This is a genomic window from Chondrinema litorale (assembly GCF_026250525.1).
Classification (GTDB): domain Bacteria; phylum Bacteroidota; class Bacteroidia; order Cytophagales; family Flammeovirgaceae; genus Chondrinema; species Chondrinema litorale.
Genome location: NZ_CP111054.1, coordinates 29617 through 47974, shown reverse-complemented (window position 1 = coordinate 47974; position 18358 = coordinate 29617). Strand labels below are relative to the sequence as shown.

The following is an 18358-nucleotide window of genomic DNA, read 5'->3' as shown; positions in this document are numbered from 1 at the left end:
TTGAATGAGACATGAACAATTTGATTTTAGTTTTATTATTGTTTTGTGTGTTTCCAGCTTGGTCGCAAAACAAAAAGACAGATAAAATATTAGAAGAGGGCAAATTACTATTTCGTCTAGAAAAAGCTTCTTGGAATAGTACAGATCATTTTCTAGCAAATTTCGAAAGTAAACAAAATAATGTTGGTGGATATTTATCTTATGAAAATGAAGATAAAACCATTACTTCTATATTCTATGATTCTCATATTCACGATAAAATCGTAGTCCGATATCTATTTGATGAGGTTCCACAACAACCTATAAAAATTGATTCTGTTAGTTCCGATGCTTCTCCTTTAGAACAAAATCTAATTTTAATGAGAACAGATGCACAACAAAGAGTGCATACAGATGAAGATTCTTTTTTTAGTTTTTATGAAAATACGTCTTTGAATTATATTCCATTAATTAATAGCCAAGTGCAAAAAGTGTTTATACTGACTGGTCCGCAGGTAAATGGTGTAGTTCTAATAGGTAATGATTATCAATTGATATATAACGATAGAAATGAGTTTGTGAAAAAAGAAAAAATTCATAATTCACTAGTTAGAATTCCAACAGGCTCTAAAGAAAAAACAATTTCAGAGACATTTCATTCACATGTTTTATCTGACTATTTCAATTCTACAGATATTTGTACTCTATTACTATATCGAGATTTTGTAGAATGGAAAACACATATTGTTATCAGTAAAAAATACGTGTCAATTTTTGATATGAAAAAGGAAAAAATCATTACTATGAAGAAAAAAGCTTGGGAAAAAATAAGTAACATGAAATAGAAACTTGAAAGTTTTTTTAATTTCTATTCTAAGTAAAGAAGCATTTTAATTCCTCAAATGAAACAAATCCTGATTGATAAACCGACAAGTAGAAAGTCTATGATTTACTCAACAGAATTGTATTTTAATCTTATTTATATGCTAATTATGTTTTTAGTCATCCTTTTGCTTCCTTATAAATTAGATTATTATATTGGGCATTATCCATATGCATTTATTATTTGTTTGGGTCTGCTTATTAGCTTTTGGCTAATCTATCTGATTAAGATTATGAGGTTTAATTTAAATAGAATTACCTTAGAAAATAATGCAATTCAGTTAGACTTATGGAATTTTAAAACTTCTAAAAGCATATTAATTCCTCTAAATAATCTTACTATTAAAGTAAATCAATCTCGATCTGGTAGTTCTTTGCATTTTTATAATCACAATAAAAAAATAGTCACACAGAATGAAAAACACGGAGGATGGAAACATTTTGAATTACTTGATTTATATGTTCAATTAAAGAAATTAAAAGGTGAAAATCCTTAAATTCCAAGACATGTGAGACAGTATAAGAATTGATTTATGTTTTATAAAAATTTTGTGATATTATTCTGATGGTACAAGATTTTGAAATATTAGAGGGAGTAGCAATTGGTTTAGTTATTATAAAAATCTGGCTCGGATATACATTTTTTAGAGAACAAAGGAGTAACTTAAACAAGCCACAGATGCATCCTGTAATATGGGCTATGGGTATGTTTCCTCAATATCATATTTTTACAGGAAAGCATCTTGCTATCCGATACTTAACCATGTTAGTAGATTTCGGATGGAAAGGAATAATGGTATTTTTAACTATTTATTCCTTTGTTTTTAGGTTTCAATAAGATAGTCTAGTTCAAGTTACCTAAAACTCACCATTACTTTCTCTGGGTTTTCGCCTTGTATTACGGGGTCTTGTTCTACACCGTGTAGCCTTCTAGAGTAATAAGGTACGCCGTAATTTTTGTCAGATACATATTTAAAAAGCTCTTCGTAGCTAATGGCTTTATCTTTATTATAGTCTGCATTTTTGTTTTGTAGCGCTTTTAAAAAGAAATAGGTAAACATGCCATGGCCCTTGTCATTGTACCAAGTAGCCACCTGATTTTCTGATGTGGAAGAAAGCACAATGCCATTTTTTAAACCATCGGCTCCTTTGGAGGCAATTACAATCGGAGAGATATTTTCGTAAACATCAGCACCAGAGAAGCATGCATCTAGCACAACTGTCATACTCTTTGCCGGAATCTGGCTGAGGTTTTTGTAAAACACATCTAACGAATAACCAGAAAGCTCCACATACTGCGGATCGCATTCAACCGGCACGAAATAACCTTTTTGGTCTTTTAATCCGGGAGCACCATGCCCAGAGTAAAACACAAAAACATCGCTCAGGTTTGCTCTTACAGAATTAAAAAGCTTACCATTTGGATAGGTGCTGTTGCCAAAAAATCTTTCAAAATCTCCCTTACTGGCGTTTTCCAAATAGTAAATATTGCCTTCTAAAAAGCCAAAAACATCCACCAAATACTTTTTTACAGCGGTAGCATCGTTAATTGCAAAATCTACGGGCTTGGCATATTCGTACAAAGCATTGCCGATTACTACAGCAATGGCATTTTCATTTTTTGTAGAAGTAGGAGTGAGACCAGTAAGTAACTCTGGATTGATTACGGGTTTGTAATCTCTAGCAATATCAATCACCTCCGTTTCTTCTGTTTTTGGCAACTCCGTTTCTTCCTCAACCACCTCAACTGGATTCGCCGAATCTATAAATGGATCATTGATATCTTCTTCAAAAGAATCTATATTTTTTTCAGGGATGGCAGCCATGCTATTTACCGCACTTAAGGTATTTTCTACCTTATAAATCTTAAAAGTTGTAAGTGCCGGGTAAATTTCCAGATAGTATTCATTCCCATGTTTTACATCTAGATAAGCCACACTTCTCAAAGTTCTAAATTTTATTTTCCCCTCAGAATGTACCTTAATCGATAGCTTATCGGCATTGCTTAGGTCAAAAGTTTTTTTGTCGTTTACAACCACTGGAGTTTTATAAATAGCCCCATGAAGCGCATTTTTGCGATAAATATGTACCATCGCATAGTCACCAAGTTGCTCAATAAGTGGATTTTTTGGGTCTTCTATAAATGTTTGCGCGTATCCGTCTCCAATGGCTTCAAATTTAGATTTGGCTTTGCCGTAATCCTTTGGATGCCCAATTTTGAAAGTAGTTAAAGCAGGATAAACTTCCAGAAAATACTCTTTGCCTTTTTTAATATCTAGAGATACGATACTTCTAACTGTTTTGAAAGAATAATTACCCTCAGAGCTCAGTTTGAGAGTTAATCTACCCGGACTTGTAAGCTCAAAGTTTTGTTTCTCATTTACCAGAACTGGCGCATTGTTGTTTGCCCCATATCCTGCATGACTTCTATAAATATGCACAATGGCATAATCGCTATCGGCTTGCGCTTGTAGTTTGAGACTATAAGTTGAGAGGAGTAAAATAAATAAAACTGATCTGGTAAATATTACATCATGCATAGAGTCTGCAATAAGGATAAATAATCGATAATATTCTGGAATACGGTACTATGTTATAGCAAGTTACTAAAAATATATTTTTATAGCATTTTTCTTACATAGAAGAATGCGCTTCAAGTCAATTTGTGTGTAAAGCTTTAAATGACTTCTCCTGATATAATACCTTAAAATTAGCAACTTTTATTTTTAATTATTCGTAGATGAACTTGTACATTTTTTAGTATCAACAAATTACTTTTTGATAAACTCTTTTCTGATTTAAACAATTTAACATGAAACTGAAGGCTCTACTATTTTCAATATGCTGTGTATTTCAAACAATCAATCTATTTAGCCAATCTGGCACTTTTAAAATTAATGGTATAGTTTCAAATAATTATAGTGGTTTTATTTATTTGACTTATGCAGATAAAACCGATAGCACCCTTGTAAAAGATAATAGTTTCTATTTTACTGGTTCGGTAGATTACCCTACAGAAGCCAATTTGAAAACCAAGAGTGGCTACCCTAATGGGTATTTATTCTTAGAAAATACAGAGATGGAAATAGTTGTTTCGGTTGATGAACGGCTCACTAATATTGAATCTGTAGAAGGTACACAATCGGCAATTATATTAGCAAACCTAATGGATTTTTATGGTGAAATAGGTGGGGATACAGCTATGAGTACTAAGCTACATCATTATTTAGATTCTATTTTTACTGAAAATTCTAAAAGTCAATTAAGTTGGATGCTACTATCCGATGTGACAATGGATCCCATTTTCACCTACGAGCAAGCAATTGGTTTATATGCTAAATTGGATACAGTAGCATTAAATACAGAAAATAAAAAATCGATCAACATTTCTCTAGAAAAGCTGAAAAACATTAAAATAGGAGAACAACTTAAGCCATTTTCGTTACCAGATGCAACTGGAAAAATGGTTAAAATGGCAGATTTTAAAGGTAAAATATTATTGGTGGAGTTTTGGGCTTCTTGGTGTGGCCCCTGCAGAAAAAGCAATCCAGATTTAGTAAAGGTGTACGACAAATTTAAATCGGCTGACTTTGAAGTAGTAGGCATTTCTTTGGATGAAACGCAGGGTGCTTGGTTACAGGCTATTGAAAAAGACCAATTAAGCTGGCCAAATGTAATAGCTCCCAACAACTGGCAAAATGATTACATAAAAGAAATGATGATACAGTTTATTCCATCTAACTATCTGGTCGGCAAAGATGGGAGCATACTAGCCATCAACATTGCGCCTGATGAATTGCAACAGAAACTAGGAGAGTTGTTGGGGGAGTGAAGTTATTCTAAAACTAAAAACTCAATAAAATCACTGGTTAAATCAGTCATGTGGGCGGTTTACTCTTCGGAAAGTAATTCTTGTTTAGCTACCAGATCGATGTTATTGACTTGGTAAAACTCTTTCAGTTTGCTTTCTTTTGTTAGGTAAAACTCCTTTAGTCTCTGATAAATAGCCATAATATTGATTTTCTAATTTATGAAGTGAATCAAGATACATACAACCTTGCGCTGGACAATTTTGATTCTCGTAGATAAAATCAACTACTTTATATAGTAAAACCATGCTTGAATCTTCAATCTGTATGGTTAGCCTTTCAAAGGCTACCTTCTCATTACGATATTCAGCAAAAGAGTTGACTGCAAGTACATAATTGATATAACCCACTTTCTCTTGAGCATGTGTTGTTGATCAAGAGAAAGCATATTAACCCTGTAATGATGAATAAATGTTTTTGCATTCTATTCTTAAAAAGGTCTTTATAAACAGAATGCAAAAAGCGACTACTTCGGTCGCTCTGCCAACAATTTTAGTGTGTGCGCTAGTGATTGGTTGTTTTCCCATCCATCGTGCCCGGGGATTACATATACTGGTGCTGCGAATTTTGCTTGTACATTTTTAATTGACTGAGGCCATGCATCTAGATCAGATTCTCCGGTATAACCTAAGCCTTTTGCTTCTGTACTTTTCACAAAACAACCACCATAGAGTATCTTATCATTCTTAAACCAAACTACTATATTATCATGACTGTGTCCTGCACCGGGATAGTAAACCTCAAAAGCATATTTGCCAACCTTAAAAGTAGTATCGCTATCCATCAAGTATTCAGGTCTGGCATTTTTGTTTACCACACAAAGCGAATCTGTCATTCGGGTAGCATATGTTTTAATTCCTTTGGTTTTGTAGTAATCTAAACCGGCTGTTCGGTCGTCGTGAGAGTGGGTGGAAACCGTTAAAATTACATCTTTGTTATGTCTGGTTTTAATGCTATCGAGCAAAGGTTGAAACTGGGTAGTATCCCAAGGTGTGTCTATCATTACCACTCCTTTTTTTGTCACCAAATACAATCCGTTAGAAGTGATTCGCTGCCCATTATAAGTGTTGTATGTCACATAGATATAATAATTATCTACAAGATGAGAGATTTTAAGATCGACTTCTTTGGTTTGCGCAAATAAAGAAAATGGAAGAAGAAAAAGAGCAATCAATAGGTTTTTCATAGGGTAATAGTGTCAGTTAATTTTACATTCTAAAATAAAGAGTATCCCTCAAAAAACTGACCTAAACTACATGAATGGTTAAATAAAAAGGGGAAAACAAAAATTAATTTATCTTCCCCCTTTACAAGTATTTTGCATTAGTTAGCTTTTCTTTTCAGCTTCATTTTAAGCCATTTTCTCTTCCAGTATAACACGGCTAATATTATTAGGAGTGGCCACATGTTTAGCATAAATAATATAAACCCTGTTACAAAGCTCCACCCGTTTTCTAGCGCATCTAATACTTTTTCATAGTAAGGTTTTACATATACATTTGGCTCTTCGGTAAAACTTACTTTTTGGAAAATTACCAGGTCGATTGTGCTAAACGACACTTTATCTGTAAGGTATCTGAGGCGACCTTCTTTGGCTTCAATTTCTTCTGTAATCTTTCTAATAGCTTCTTCAGCTTCAATTACATCTTTTACATCACCTGTTTTATTTCTTAAAATATCGATGTATCGGTCTCTTACTTCTTTCTTGGTTTTTAATCGGCTTTCTATATCCACAAACTCTTCGGTAACATCCTTAGAGTTAATTTCAAGATTGCTGGTAAATATCGATTCTGATTGCAATTGCTTTACAAGAGGAGAGAAGTTTTCATTATTTACTCTAATCTGCAAGTGGTTAGATTTCTGATATTTTGTGCTGCTCATGTTCATTTTAGAGATAAACCCGCCATGTTCTTTGCAGATTTTTGAAAGCACATCTGTTGAAGCAGTAACATCTTTTACCTGAAATTCCATTTTTGCAGACCAGATCATTTTTCTGTCTTCAGGAGTGCTCTGCTCACTCATACTGGTAGAGGCTCCTGCTTGAGTCTCTGATGCTTCTTCGGTTAAAGCATCTGCAGGCATACTTTCATTAGCGTATTTTTCTTGTTCTGCGCAGGCAACGACGAATAAAACGCTAATGGCTAAAATGATTCTTCTCATAATGTAATTTGATATGTGAAACTAAATTAATTGAAAAAGTCTGTCTCAATATAATACAAAAAAGTAGAAAGGATACATTTATTACAGTTGTCAGTGAACAGTTGACAGTAGACAGTGAGAATTAACAGTTTACAGTGGTCATTAAGTAGAGTTTATACACTATTCTTCATTTACTCTTTTGAGGTCTAGGTCTTGGAAATCGAAGCTAAAATCTATTGCAGGTGAGATGCCTTTCATTTTAATTGCTTGGGCTTTTCCCTCTTCGTCTAGTTGAAACATCACAAATGCATCGGCATCTATTAAGCTTGGATTATCCCATTTTACCACAAAAGAATTGGCTTTATAATAGGCCATTTTTCCGCTTAACTTTGGTGAGCGGTACGATCTAAACCAAAGGCCATCATCCTTTTTAGAAATCTCAATGTTACCAAACCATTTGTCTTTGTATATGCCGATATAGTCATCTAGATTGAGGTGGGAGGCATCTGCATTTTCTACAGTTTCCCAAACCTCTGCAACTACTTTGTCAGCAGTGCTATCATTTTGACCTAGCATTTTTACATACGCTGCTATCCAGTCGAAATCGTCTAAACCTAAATATTTATCTAAAATTGACTGAGATACGGCAGAAAAAACACCTGCACCATCTAAATATGTATTGGTTAAAACGACAATTCCCAAGTTTAAATCGGGTACTAGAATCGTTTTAGATAGCATTCCGATTAATCCACCAGTATGAGAAACCACCATATTGCCTTTCATGTCTGTAAGAAACCAACCCAAGCCATAGCCATTAAAATGTGAATTGTATCGTGGGTTTCTGTTCGCATCCAGTGTTGTATGAATCTTCCACATTTCGCGTTGGCTGACTTCAGAAAACAGCTCTTTTTCTAGGTTTTCGCCATATTTTCCTTTGTTGAGGTGAACTAGCATCCAGTTGGCTAAGTCGTTTACATTGGCATAAATTCCACCTGCTGCACCACTAATTTTTTTGGGATCCCATTGCTCTGGTTCAATTACAGTGAGCTTTTTGCCATCGTTAAGATGCGGCAAAGCCTTGTTGCCATTTTCATCTATGTAAGTAAGAGAGGCATAGGAATTATCCATTTCGAGTGGCTCAAAAATACGCTCTTTTATAAAATCCTCCCATGTTTTACCACTTACTCGATGTATCACTTCTCCTGCTACCAAATAGAGCATATTATCGTAATCGAACTTTGTACGAAAGGCAGATTTAGGCTCGAAATATTGAAAATTGGTCAAAATATCATTGATATCGAAATCTGAACCATCTGGAAACATGGTTAAATCTCCAATGCCCAAACCCAAACCTGATCGGTGTGTGAGCAAATCTTGAATGTTGAAGTTTTGCGTTACATAATCATTATACATCTTAAATTCTGGAATATGATCTACCACTTTGTCTGTCCAAGAGAGTTTGCCATCTTCCACTAACATGGCCAAAGCGGCAGTGGTAAAAGCTTTTGAGTTAGAGGCGATGCCAAAATTTGTATGCTCGTTTACTTTCTCTTTTGAGTCGGCAGATTTTACGCCATAGCCTTTCTGATGCACAATTTTGCCATCTTTTACTACTGCCACAGCCACACCAGCCACGGTAAAGTTTTTCATGGCATTTTCTACAATTGCATCTATTTCTTTAGAAATTGATTGAGCAGATATGAGATTGCTCTGCAAACCTAATAACAGCAGCAATAAGAATTTAAAGTATAGTTTAGTCATGTATGTATATCTTCTTCAAAAAATTCAATATAGCACTAATGACTTTCTTACCCAACAATTAGTATTGTATTCCCTTTAAAAAGCGTTTTTTAGCTTATTAAGCATGATTTATATTTTCTGCTAATTGCTAAAAGGATTGATGTTTGCCAATCCTTAAAGGTGATTTTTTTTACTATTTTTAAAAACCAGAAATCATTTTGTGTTTTCTATTCTTTATCTAATTGAGACTGGATATTTTTAAATTTATCGATGATGTCGTTCAGTTTCTGTTGCTGTTTTTTTATCTGTTTAGGTCGTATGAAAAACCAATTAAGCAAAATCCAAAGCCCTGATACACCATAAGTGAACACAGCCCAAACTGTTGGCATAAGTAATGCATACTCATACAGATAAAGTACAATACCCAGCGAAAGCAAAACAAAGTACAAATTTAAAATTGTAGTTTGTATGTATAATTGCTTTTCTTTTATCGCCAAAAGGTTTTTTAAATAGTGTTGAGTGTCTTCTGTTTCGTCTACCTTGTTGAAAAGCTCTAAACTTTTACTTGTAGATAAGATGAACATTGCCATAGCTAAAACCACCAATACGATCCCTATTTTGGTGGTGATCAGCTCAGGCTGAAAATATACCCAAATGAATATGACAAAAACACAAGTGGGAATTAAAAGTAAATTGGTGAAGATAATTTTTCTTCTATAATTCTTTTTAAAACCATCCATTTTATTGTGAAGGTCTTTCAATACTGGTTTGTCTGCGTTTTGACCAGCCCATAATTCGTTTAAATCTATATTACTTGAGTCCATTTTCTTTAAATTTTTGAGTTAATTTTTCCTTTATTCTATGAATTTTTACTCTTGTGTTTGCTTCCGAAATACCTACAATGTTGGCTATTTCTGACTGCTTAATATTTTCCAATTCCAATGAGATAATAATACGATCAGTTTCTTTTAGCTCAGAGATGAATTTATAAAGCAATTGAATTTTCGGTTCGATGTTAGCCTGTTTTTCTTCTGTTATATTTTTTGGCATCTCCGCACTTGGATATCGCTTTTGCTTCTCGATCTGTCGCAAACAATTGTTTGTAGCTATTCTATAAATCCAAGTGCCAATATTCGACTCGTTTCTAAACTTTGGTAACTGTTTCCATACAATTATAAATGTTTCTTGAGCCATGTCTTGAGCTAGATCGTGATCGTTGGTAAATCCCATGCACAAGCGAAATATTTTTTGCCAGTAGGTATTATATATTTCTTCAAATGCCATTTAAAAAATTTTGTAATTGATTGAAATACCAGTCCTTATCATCATACATAATAAAATGCAAACCTTTGGTTGAATACTGTAAATCTGCAGTTTGTAGATTTTTGTATTGTGCTTCAATACTAGGTTTTATATTTTTAAAGTAATCTTCTAGCAAGATAAGCGAAGGACATTTTATGTTTTTGATCGACTCTCTTAAATCCACATTAGCAAAGTCGCAATACATTTCGGCAAAGGTTTTTCTGTCTGATTGTAAGCTCCAATTCAGTATTAATTCTTGCTTGGTGGTATCTGCCACAAGTCTTTGAGCAGACATTTTTTGCATTTGGTAAAATTGGTCATTACTGGCAGAAGTAATTTGCTGAACCATAGCTGTGCAATCGGGCTTCTCCACCGATTTAAAAGTTGGATTCATCAAAGCAGAGATACAAGGTAGTGCGTCAACTACAATTATTTTTTCTATAAGATCAGGATAATCTGCCGCTAGTGCCATTGCAAAAACGCCTCCCATGCTGTGGCCAATAATAATCGGTTTTTCAATATTGTTGGTTTTAATGTAGTTGGCAATGCTAGTTTCCCAATTTTTAAAAGTAGGATTTTCTTGTGGGGTTACTCCTGCAAAACCAGCCATTGTTAATGTGTAGCAAGTGTAGCCTTGTTCAAATTTAGATTTAGTTTCGTCCCAAACTTCTCCAGCACTAGCAAAACCCGGAATTAAAATAATTGACTTTGCACCTTTGCCACTTTTAACTACTTCAAAAGCATCTGTAACAGTTTGAGCAAAATTATTTAGGCTTAAAGCGAATAATAAAACAATGGTTATTTTTAAACTCTTCATTTTGTTATTTTTTATTTGTTCGACTTTTAGATACAGGAGTGCCTAAAATGTTACAGAACTAATAAAAAAAATTTAAATATTTTTCTAATGGGCTGTTGGAGCGCCTGAGGAGTGTTTTTTAATCGCTATATATTGATTTTATTTTTTCTTAGCAGTTATAAAAAAGATTAATTCTCTTATAAAAAGGCTGTTTGAATTTTTCTTTTCAGACTCAAGGGTTGTCAAATAAATTATTTAAATCATCCTCTGAAATAATTTTTTTAGCTAATAATACTCCTACTAAGTTTTGTAAAATAGGAGCTATGGAGACATTATTATTTGGAGTTTGAATGATGGCTTCTGATTTTATATTTTCTATGCGCATAGACTCGTGAGAAAAAATATTCCAGAGCTCTTTTCCAATATTTATATTTCCGCCATTACTTTCAACCAAGCTCCATAACCAATTATTAACTTTGTAATGCAGAGGCATTTTTTCTTTATTAATTATTCCAGTAGAATCATGTTCTTGAAAACCCATAATCCCTTCAGGTTTTAAAAGCTTAGAAAGTTCTCTTATTATTGTTTTGGGATCAGATAAATACACTAGTATTCGTCTTCCCACAATGGCATCAAATTTATATGCTTCTATAGATAGATTTGTTAAATCTGAACATATATACTTTATATTGTTTTGCTTTTTTGAGATAGCAATTGCAGAAGCTGAATTTATACTGTTTTTATTTGAATCTATACCTATTACTTTACCATTATCACCAATAATTTCGGCTAGTAGCTCAGTGGTGATTCCTCTTCCGCATCCCACATCAAGCACAGTCATACCTTTGGAAATACCAATTTCTAAAAAAAAGTTTTTTGTGATTTCATTCATCTTATTCCCATAGATTTATACAAATAATTGGCGAATACAGCTTTTGAGGATTAATGAAATTTTCTCGTTTAAGACTTACAATTCTTAAATCAGGTTTGACTTGTTTGTTGTAGTTGAAGGTAAGTGTACAACTCAATATAAGTATTAAAAAAATTGAAATCAATTCACTTAGCCCAAATTAACAGACTGTTAATATGCTCTTTGTTTAGAAGGAAGTCAACGGAGTGGGAGTGTGGCTTTGATGGAGTTTCTTTCCCTTTTATGTATAATATTCTCCATCCCAAGGTTCGAAAAATGCAATAGTTGAGTTAGGTTGTAATACGATAGATTGGGTTTTGTCTTCTGGAATTAAACCAAATTCAATGCCATCAATTACCGTTTTGAAAGGTTTTACAGCAATATCACCAAACTCTATTTTACCAAGTTCAGTAATCATTTCTACAAGTTTTTTGCTAGTGGTATCTGGTTGAATTTCTGCTGTGGTTCCTGCATACCAGTAATTTGTTTTTATATGATTTCCCAACTCATCGAAAATGTAAAGGACTACATATTCTTTTCTAGAGGTTTCCCATTGTTCATTTGAAGCACCAACAGGAAATACGAAAGTTTCATATCCAAAAAACTGTTCACCGTTATGCGTTTTGCCAATATAATGTGTGTGATAATCTTCTTCCCGATTGATAGGAAGAAGTTCTGGTATCCAAGATTCTTTTAGAGGGTTTATCATTGGTTGGTTTTATTTTAATTCTGCTAAGTGTTTTTGATATTCATTAAAGCTATCTTTTATTAACTTGTAAATGATCTTTAGTTTATGATCTAAGTCGTTCAAGTAAATCTTGTGAGTCTCACCATTTATGGTAATTATCTCACAAATGTATATCGTATTATTATTTTTAATTTCTTCGCCAAATTCTATTTCTTTAACTGTTTTCCAGTGTAAGTTATATTTCTTTAGTCCAGTATAAAACTCAATATCACTTTCACGAATTATTATTTGTTTAGACCGTTTAAAGATAGTTTTTAACTGTACAACAATAGCCCAATAAGAAAGAAAAGGAATAGCTAAGCCCATAGTAATTTTAAGAATAAGGCTTGGGTCTTCTGTAAAATATGCAGAGTATATTCCGCCTGAAATAAAGACAATTGAAAAAATAATGAAAACTATATGTTTAAAGTAATTGATCTTTATTTCAATAGGTTTTTTCATAAGTTAATTTAATGCTGGATTTGTAGTTAGTCTTCCTTTTCTATCAAGATATTCACCTTTGCCTTTTTTAACAGCGTAAATTAAGCCTTCTTTTTTTATATACTCAAGTTGTTCATAATCATTTTCTAAAATCTGATAACCAGTAGTATCTATTACTCCCCATTTTTCATTTTCATTAGTGAAAATTAGATCCTCCATGACTCTTTCTATTTGATTAAATTTGGGTTCAAGTATAAAATTGCCATCTATATCTAATAATCCATAAAGTCCATCTTTTTTTACTAATGTAAACTCGTCAAAGATCATTGGATTTACTTCCGAAAAAACAGTTTTGAAAATTTCTTCTCCCTCTTCATTAAAAAAGCCATACATGCTGTCTAATATAGTACAGTATAAATTCCCAAAAAAAAGAGGTTCAATTTCATTAAATTTTGGTTTACAAACTTCTTCACCTTTTCTATTAAGTAACCCATATTTATTTTCTTTTACTGTTAATATCAATGTTCTAGGAAAACTTATCCATGCATTATCTATATCGTGTTCTCTGATTAGATAAATAGATTTTCTTCTATTATCTAAATGAGTTAGTAAATACTTATCTTTAGTTCTTGTTTCCGCTATTTCAATGACTTCAAGTGCCTTTTCAAATTGATTATTAACAATTAACTGCTCAAATTCATTTGAATCATCAGGCTTTTTAGATAGAATATGTTTAATAGCTTGCTCTAGTTCTAAATCCTTTTCAAGGTTACTTTCCTTTATTATTTCTTTATTTTCAGGTCGTTCGAAACTTTCGGTAGAAGTAGGATTTAATGATTCAGATTTTGTTAATATTTTTTCTTCTAATTGAGGTTTATTGATTTTTAAACTATAATATATCACTGTAAATATTAAAAGAATTACAATGCAAATTGATAATATGATTGTTTTAAGATTACTATTGGTGAAAATATTTTGTTCATTTTTCTCACTTGAAATTTTACTTTCATTTATATTTTCTAAAATTTCTAAAACAGCAACATTAATTTTATTGAGTTCAATTTGTTCTTCTTGTAGTATTATTATACCTAATCTTGATTTTTTCTTAATTTCATGATAGCGATTACAAAGTATAACTATTTCTTTATTTTGTTTATCAAATTTTTCAGTCAATAAAATGTCAAGAGCTTTTTTTGTTTCTCCTTTTTGAATTAAATTATTTATTATTGACTTGATATTTTTTTTATCCATTTTCAACGTATTTCTTTAATATCTACATAATCAACAGACAAAATGATTATGCAGTTAAATTACTATACTTTCATTGATAATCTATTAAAAATACCTATTTTCTAGGTGTCCTACATATTTTTTTCTTGATACATCAATCCCCCAAAACAAAAAACAGCGAATACTTTTTCAATATCCGCTGTTTTGTATGTCAATCTGGGAACGAGATCAATCGACCATTTTGTAGATTTCACTTGCTGCTAATAGAAAACATCCTAATCCATAATCTTCAAAATCGGGTTTGCTGTCATAGGTTACTGGCTGGCCATCTTTCGGCTCTTTACCTGTACCTTGTACGTAGCCTAAAAATCCATTGGGGTGAATTGCCTCATTTACAATGGCATTGTAAGCTTTGGTGATTACGGGCTTGTATTTCTCTGCACTGAGCAAACCGTTATTAATGCCCCATGCCATTCCATATATAAATAGCGAAGTGCCTGTGGTTTCTTTACCGCCAAAATTGGTTGGGTCGTGCAAACTTACGTTCCAAAAACCATCTTCTCTTTGGAGAGGAATTAATGCTTCTAGCATGCTTTTAAGGTCGGCTTCATATTCTTTTCGGTGGGGTTCATCGGCAGGAATTTGCTCCAATACTCGCACCAAAGCAGCTACTACCCAGCCGTTTCCTCTAGACCAGTAGCAATCTTCGCCATTAGGTTCTTTGTAGGGTGGGTCAAAATCTGCATCGCGCCACCACAGCCCATCTTCGGGATTATAAAGCCCATTTTCGCCAATTGAATCTTTGGTGAAGTCGTACATGGCATACATTCTTTCGAAATAAGCATCGTCATTTTCCATTACACCCAGTCTGGCAAACACCGGCATCGCCATTTGGATGGCATCTATCCAGTCCCAATCGTCTACTTTTTCAGTGCGCATCATGCTATCTATAGATGCTTTAATGTATTCAACCATTTCGGGTTTCTTCTGATCGATTAAATACAAATCAATATAAGTTTGCCCTGCACACTGGTTGTCGGCATTACGGGTGTAAGTGTCTCCATCGCGTAAATTCCATTCGTGAAATTCGCCCCAAGTGTATCCGTAATCGTAGTATGCTTGCTCAGGTTTGAGTTCGTAGAGTTTCATGAGCCCTTCGTAATACACTCCTCTCGTCCAGATGTTGCTGGCACGGGAACGGTTTGTTACAATGCGCTTGCCTACATCAGGCCATTTCTCCATAAAGTATTTGTTAGTGAGCACCATTTTATCTAAAATTTCCTGCTTTGGTGGCAACTCCTGCGAATCTGAACAGGCAAATAATCCCAAGAAAATCAGGCAGATAAAACCCAAAGAACCACTTTTGCGAATGATACTGTTATTGCTATTTCTCATCTCCAAATTATATGTATAAATACAGTTATGTTAAGTTAATACATCAATTACAAATCCATATCAGAAGAATTCTCTACTGAAAGCTTGCTATTATCTTTGGTTGTGAAAGTTACATTTTCAAACTTCCATCCGTTTGCGTGATTGATCTGTCCGGCAGTCTCTGCTTCAATATCAATATCTTTAAAGTAAAATTCTTCTATGGTAGAGTTTTCTAAACCAGATGCAGACAACGCTTTTTTTGCATTGGTTACTTTAATGTCTTCGATATGTACATTCTTAAATTTCGGAATCCCTTTTTCGGCAGGCTCCACTTTTTCTAACATGGTTTTCCAATGTGGTGGAATGGTTTCATAATCGTATCCTTCTGGCAAAGTAGAATAACTATAGCTCGGATTCCAGTTCATAGAAACTTCTATTGGCGTACCCACTTCATCCATGTAAATATCTTTCATATAAATATCTTCTACAGTACCGCCTCTGGTAGTAGCAGACTTAAACCTGATGCCAATGCCTGTTCCTTTGGCGGTCAGATTTTGTGCTAATACGTGCCTGATACTTCCAGAAGTTTCGCTACCAAAAGTGATGAGTCCGCCGCCTTTTCTAGAAATACAATCGCGAATTACGATATACTCTGCCGGTTTATTTACCCTTAATCCATCTGCATCGCGACCTGCTTTCAAGCAAAAATTATCATCATTACAATCTATATCGCAGTTTTTTACCAAAACATAAGAAGACGAATCGATGTCAACACCATCTGTACTTGGGCCGTGGCCATCTACATTGTTTCTAATAATGAGTCCGTCAATCGTAACAAACTCAGAATAAAGCACATGCACCGTCCAGAAGCCAGCTTGTTTTAATGTAAGGCCCGAAATGGTAACATCGGTAGAACCTGAAACCAACACCGTTCTAGGTCTTTTTGCATCGTAGTCTACAATCCAGCGTAAGCCTTTTGGTTCGTATTCTTCCTTACGCATTTTCCAGTACATATCCCAGAAGGGTTTGCCCTGCGCGTGAATGGTTCCTTCTCCGGTAATGGCTGCGTTTTTTTGATCGATGATGTTCACAAGTGCTGCTGGCCATTTCATTTCAATGCCTGCTACACGGGTGTCAATCTCCGGATAATCTTCGATATTTTGGCTGCCTCTAATTTCTACACCTTTGCCAATTTGCAAGTTCACACCCTTTTTTACGAAAACAGAACCGGTTAAATAAGTGCCATTTTCAAAGCTAACAATGCCGCCTCCTTTAGTAGCACAAGCATCAATGGCATCTTGTATTGCTTTGGTATTGAGTGTTTTACCATCTGCCACAGCACCGTAATCATTCACTTTAAATATCTTATTAGACTTGGGCGTTTTTCTAGCACCTACTTTCTTTACCCAAGCAGGGTTTTCACTTTGCTCTTGTGCAAAAGCTGATGTTGTATGTAATAACTCTATCGCAAACAGACTTGCTAGCAATCCGGCAAATAGCAACAGATTCAATTGTCCGTTCCATATCTTATTTCTTTTCATATATTCCTTGTTGTTTTCTGTTTATAAAATGACCTAATTGCCATCTGGCTTTTTGTTTTCGAATGAAGGACTCAATGGCCAGTCGAAACTTTCAAAATCATCCGGTTTTGCCGGGTCGAATTCTGGAAGATTATCTTTTAAATGTTTTGCCAGTTCGGGCACATTGTCTTTCACTCCTTCCACAATACATTTTGCCAATTCATAAGCACCATAGGTACTAAAATGGGTGTTGTCTGCTAGGTCTTTCTCTTGTCCCGGAAATGTGCCTGCTGCAAAATGTACAAAAGCCTTTTTAGAATCTTCTACTCCCATTGCCTCATAAAAATCTTTGCTCATGGCATTTAGATCGACCAATGCAACTTGTTCTTCTTCGGCTGTTTGGCGCATGGCTTCCGGATAATTTTCTAACGTGTTGATGATTTTTCCCTGCTCGTTGAACCTGCGTCTGTGCATGGAGGTAACCAAAATTGGAGTAGCTCCTTTGTCTTTGGTTTCTTTGATAAATCTTTTAACTAATTCTTTGTAACCAGTGAAAGCTTCTACATGCGCACCACCGGGTTTTTGGTCGTTGTGTGCAAACTCGATAAAAAGAAAATCGCCAGCTTTCATCTTGCTCATTACCTTTTCCCATCGTTTTTCGCCTACAAATGCTTTGAGCGTTTCACCAGATTCGGCATAGTTGGCTACAGCAATATCATCTTTTAAAAATGCTGGAAACATTTGCCCCCAAGCAGCCCACGGTTCATATTCCTGATCAACTACTGTAGAATTGCCTGCCAGAAAAACTGTGGGTATTTCTTTGTCTTCTGTAATTTCGATGGAATTGATATTCGGGTTTTTATTCGAAAACTCTAGTGTAAGTTGATTGTCCCAGTTTAAATAAGGATGCTCTCTTGATTTGAGGCGAATGCTTTCTTGCTCATTAATTTTGGGAGTGCGCACATTTACTACAATGGATTTTGTAGCGAACTCACCTGCAGCTAAATTCAAATCATAAAGCATCAACCTTCTAGATTCTGCTTTAACAGTGGCTTTGGTAGCTGTTTGCTCATTGCCAAAAGTAATTTTTATTCTATAATTCCCTTCTGGCATATCCATCGTGAAATAAAATGGATGTACGCTTGTCAAAAAATCTGATGAAGCATCTTCCTTTCCATTATTACTACCTGTACTTAATGGAGTTTCAGAAACTAAACCATAACCAGTTTCAGGAGAATAGAAAGTAGTACTAGTTACTTGCTTGTAGCCATCTGCTGCATTGCCATCTCCAAAATCAAATTTGAAGGTAACAGGTTGATCAATAGTTTCATCTGTTTCTGTAGCAATTTCTTTAGTCTGAGATTCACCTTTAGGCGTACACGAACAAAAGATTGTTGCGAGCAGTAATACGAAGCCTATATGTTTTAAACCTGTTACTTTCATTAGTTT

The 18358-nt window shown here is 34.2% G+C and carries 19 protein-coding genes; 4 read left to right on the top strand and 15 right to left on the bottom strand.

Annotation, left to right across the window (positions count from 1 at the left end; all coding sequences use genetic code 11):
* Positions 1-11 precede the first annotated feature (11 nt).
* The 3 genes from OQ292_RS33190 (at position 12) to OQ292_RS33180 (ending at position 1699) form a co-directional block, all read left to right on the top strand.
* On the top strand, positions 12-824 hold the full coding sequence (locus tag OQ292_RS33190) for a hypothetical protein (protein WP_284688579.1): 813 nt from the start codon (positions 12-14) through the stop codon (positions 822-824).
* Between the two features lie 57 nt (positions 825-881).
* A complete protein-coding gene (locus OQ292_RS33185; RefSeq protein WP_284688578.1) occupies positions 882-1358 on the top strand; it encodes a hypothetical protein in 477 nt (158 codons plus the stop codon).
* A 68-nt stretch (positions 1359-1426) separates the two neighbouring features.
* Complete coding sequence (locus OQ292_RS33180; RefSeq protein ID WP_284688577.1) at positions 1427-1699, top strand: hypothetical protein; 273 nt, start codon at positions 1427-1429, stop codon at positions 1697-1699.
* Positions 1700-1715: 16 nt separating this feature from the next.
* Here the strand turns inward: OQ292_RS33180 and OQ292_RS33175 are convergent, their stop codons facing one another.
* On the bottom strand, positions 1716-3401 hold the full coding sequence (locus OQ292_RS33175; RefSeq protein WP_284688576.1) for a caspase family protein: 1686 nt from the start codon (positions 3399-3401) through the stop codon (positions 1716-1718).
* 272 nt (positions 3402-3673) lie between these two features.
* On the opposite strand from OQ292_RS33175, the gene OQ292_RS33170 reads away from it, so the two are divergent.
* Positions 3674-4693, top strand: coding sequence for a TlpA disulfide reductase family protein (locus tag OQ292_RS33170; RefSeq protein ID WP_284688575.1), 1020 nt, complete (start codon positions 3674-3676; stop codon positions 4691-4693).
* A 102-nt stretch (positions 4694-4795) separates the two neighbouring features.
* On the opposite strand, the gene OQ292_RS33165 is transcribed toward OQ292_RS33170, so the two are convergent.
* From OQ292_RS33165 to OQ292_RS33100, 14 genes are all read right to left on the bottom strand, one after another.
* On the bottom strand, positions 4796-5080 hold the full coding sequence (locus tag OQ292_RS33165) for a hypothetical protein (protein WP_284688574.1): 285 nt from the start codon (positions 5078-5080) through the stop codon (positions 4796-4798).
* Positions 5081-5196: 116 nt separating this feature from the next.
* On the bottom strand, positions 5197-5916 hold the full coding sequence (gene bla / locus OQ292_RS33160) for a BlaB/IND/MUS family subclass B1 metallo-beta-lactamase (RefSeq protein WP_284688573.1): 720 nt from the start codon (positions 5914-5916) through the stop codon (positions 5197-5199).
* Between the two features lie 137 nt (positions 5917-6053).
* Positions 6054-6890 (bottom strand): DUF4349 domain-containing protein, encoded by an 837-nt coding sequence (locus OQ292_RS33155; RefSeq protein WP_284688572.1) that lies wholly within the window; start codon positions 6888-6890, stop codon positions 6054-6056.
* 159 nt (positions 6891-7049) lie between these two features.
* The gene (locus OQ292_RS33150; RefSeq protein ID WP_284688571.1) at positions 7050-8630 is read right to left on the bottom strand and encodes a serine hydrolase; all 1581 of its coding nucleotides are present in this window, start codon (positions 8628-8630) and stop codon (positions 7050-7052) included.
* A gap of 206 nt (positions 8631-8836) precedes the next feature.
* A complete protein-coding gene (locus OQ292_RS33145) occupies positions 8837-9433 on the bottom strand; it encodes a hypothetical protein (RefSeq protein WP_284688570.1) in 597 nt (198 codons plus the stop codon).
* Positions 9420-9893: an RNA polymerase sigma factor gene (locus OQ292_RS33140; protein ID WP_284688569.1), complete on the bottom strand. Its 474-nt coding sequence runs from the start codon at positions 9891-9893 to the stop codon at positions 9420-9422. Before OQ292_RS33140 ends, OQ292_RS33145 begins: the two co-directional genes overlap by 14 nt.
* Positions 9883-10728 carry an alpha/beta fold hydrolase gene (locus tag OQ292_RS33135; protein ID WP_284688568.1) on the bottom strand — a complete coding sequence of 282 codons (846 nt, stop codon included), beginning with the start codon at positions 10726-10728 and terminating at the stop codon, positions 9883-9885. Before OQ292_RS33135 ends, OQ292_RS33140 begins: the two co-directional genes overlap by 11 nt.
* A gap of 211 nt (positions 10729-10939) precedes the next feature.
* Positions 10940-11599 (bottom strand): class I SAM-dependent methyltransferase, encoded by a 660-nt coding sequence (locus tag OQ292_RS33130; protein WP_284688567.1) that lies wholly within the window; start codon positions 11597-11599, stop codon positions 10940-10942.
* A gap of 259 nt (positions 11600-11858) precedes the next feature.
* Positions 11859-12326: a hypothetical protein gene (locus tag OQ292_RS33125; protein ID WP_284688566.1), complete on the bottom strand. Its 468-nt coding sequence runs from the start codon at positions 12324-12326 to the stop codon at positions 11859-11861.
* 9 nt (positions 12327-12335) lie between these two features.
* Complete coding sequence (locus tag OQ292_RS33120) at positions 12336-12806, bottom strand: hypothetical protein (protein WP_284688565.1); 471 nt, start codon at positions 12804-12806, stop codon at positions 12336-12338.
* 3 nt (positions 12807-12809) lie between these two features.
* Positions 12810-14036: a WG repeat-containing protein gene (locus OQ292_RS33115; protein WP_284688564.1), complete on the bottom strand. Its 1227-nt coding sequence runs from the start codon at positions 14034-14036 to the stop codon at positions 12810-12812.
* A gap of 207 nt (positions 14037-14243) precedes the next feature.
* Entirely contained in the window at positions 14244-15410 is a 1167-nt protein-coding gene (locus OQ292_RS33110; RefSeq protein WP_284688563.1) for a glycoside hydrolase family 88/105 protein, read from the bottom strand.
* Between the two features lie 47 nt (positions 15411-15457).
* Complete coding sequence (locus OQ292_RS33105) at positions 15458-16930, bottom strand: glycoside hydrolase family 28 protein (RefSeq protein WP_284688562.1); 1473 nt, start codon at positions 16928-16930, stop codon at positions 15458-15460.
* 33 nt (positions 16931-16963) lie between these two features.
* Complete coding sequence (locus OQ292_RS33100) at positions 16964-18352, bottom strand: rhamnogalacturonan acetylesterase (protein WP_284688561.1); 1389 nt, start codon at positions 18350-18352, stop codon at positions 16964-16966.
* Between the last annotated feature and the right edge of the window lie 6 nt (positions 18353-18358).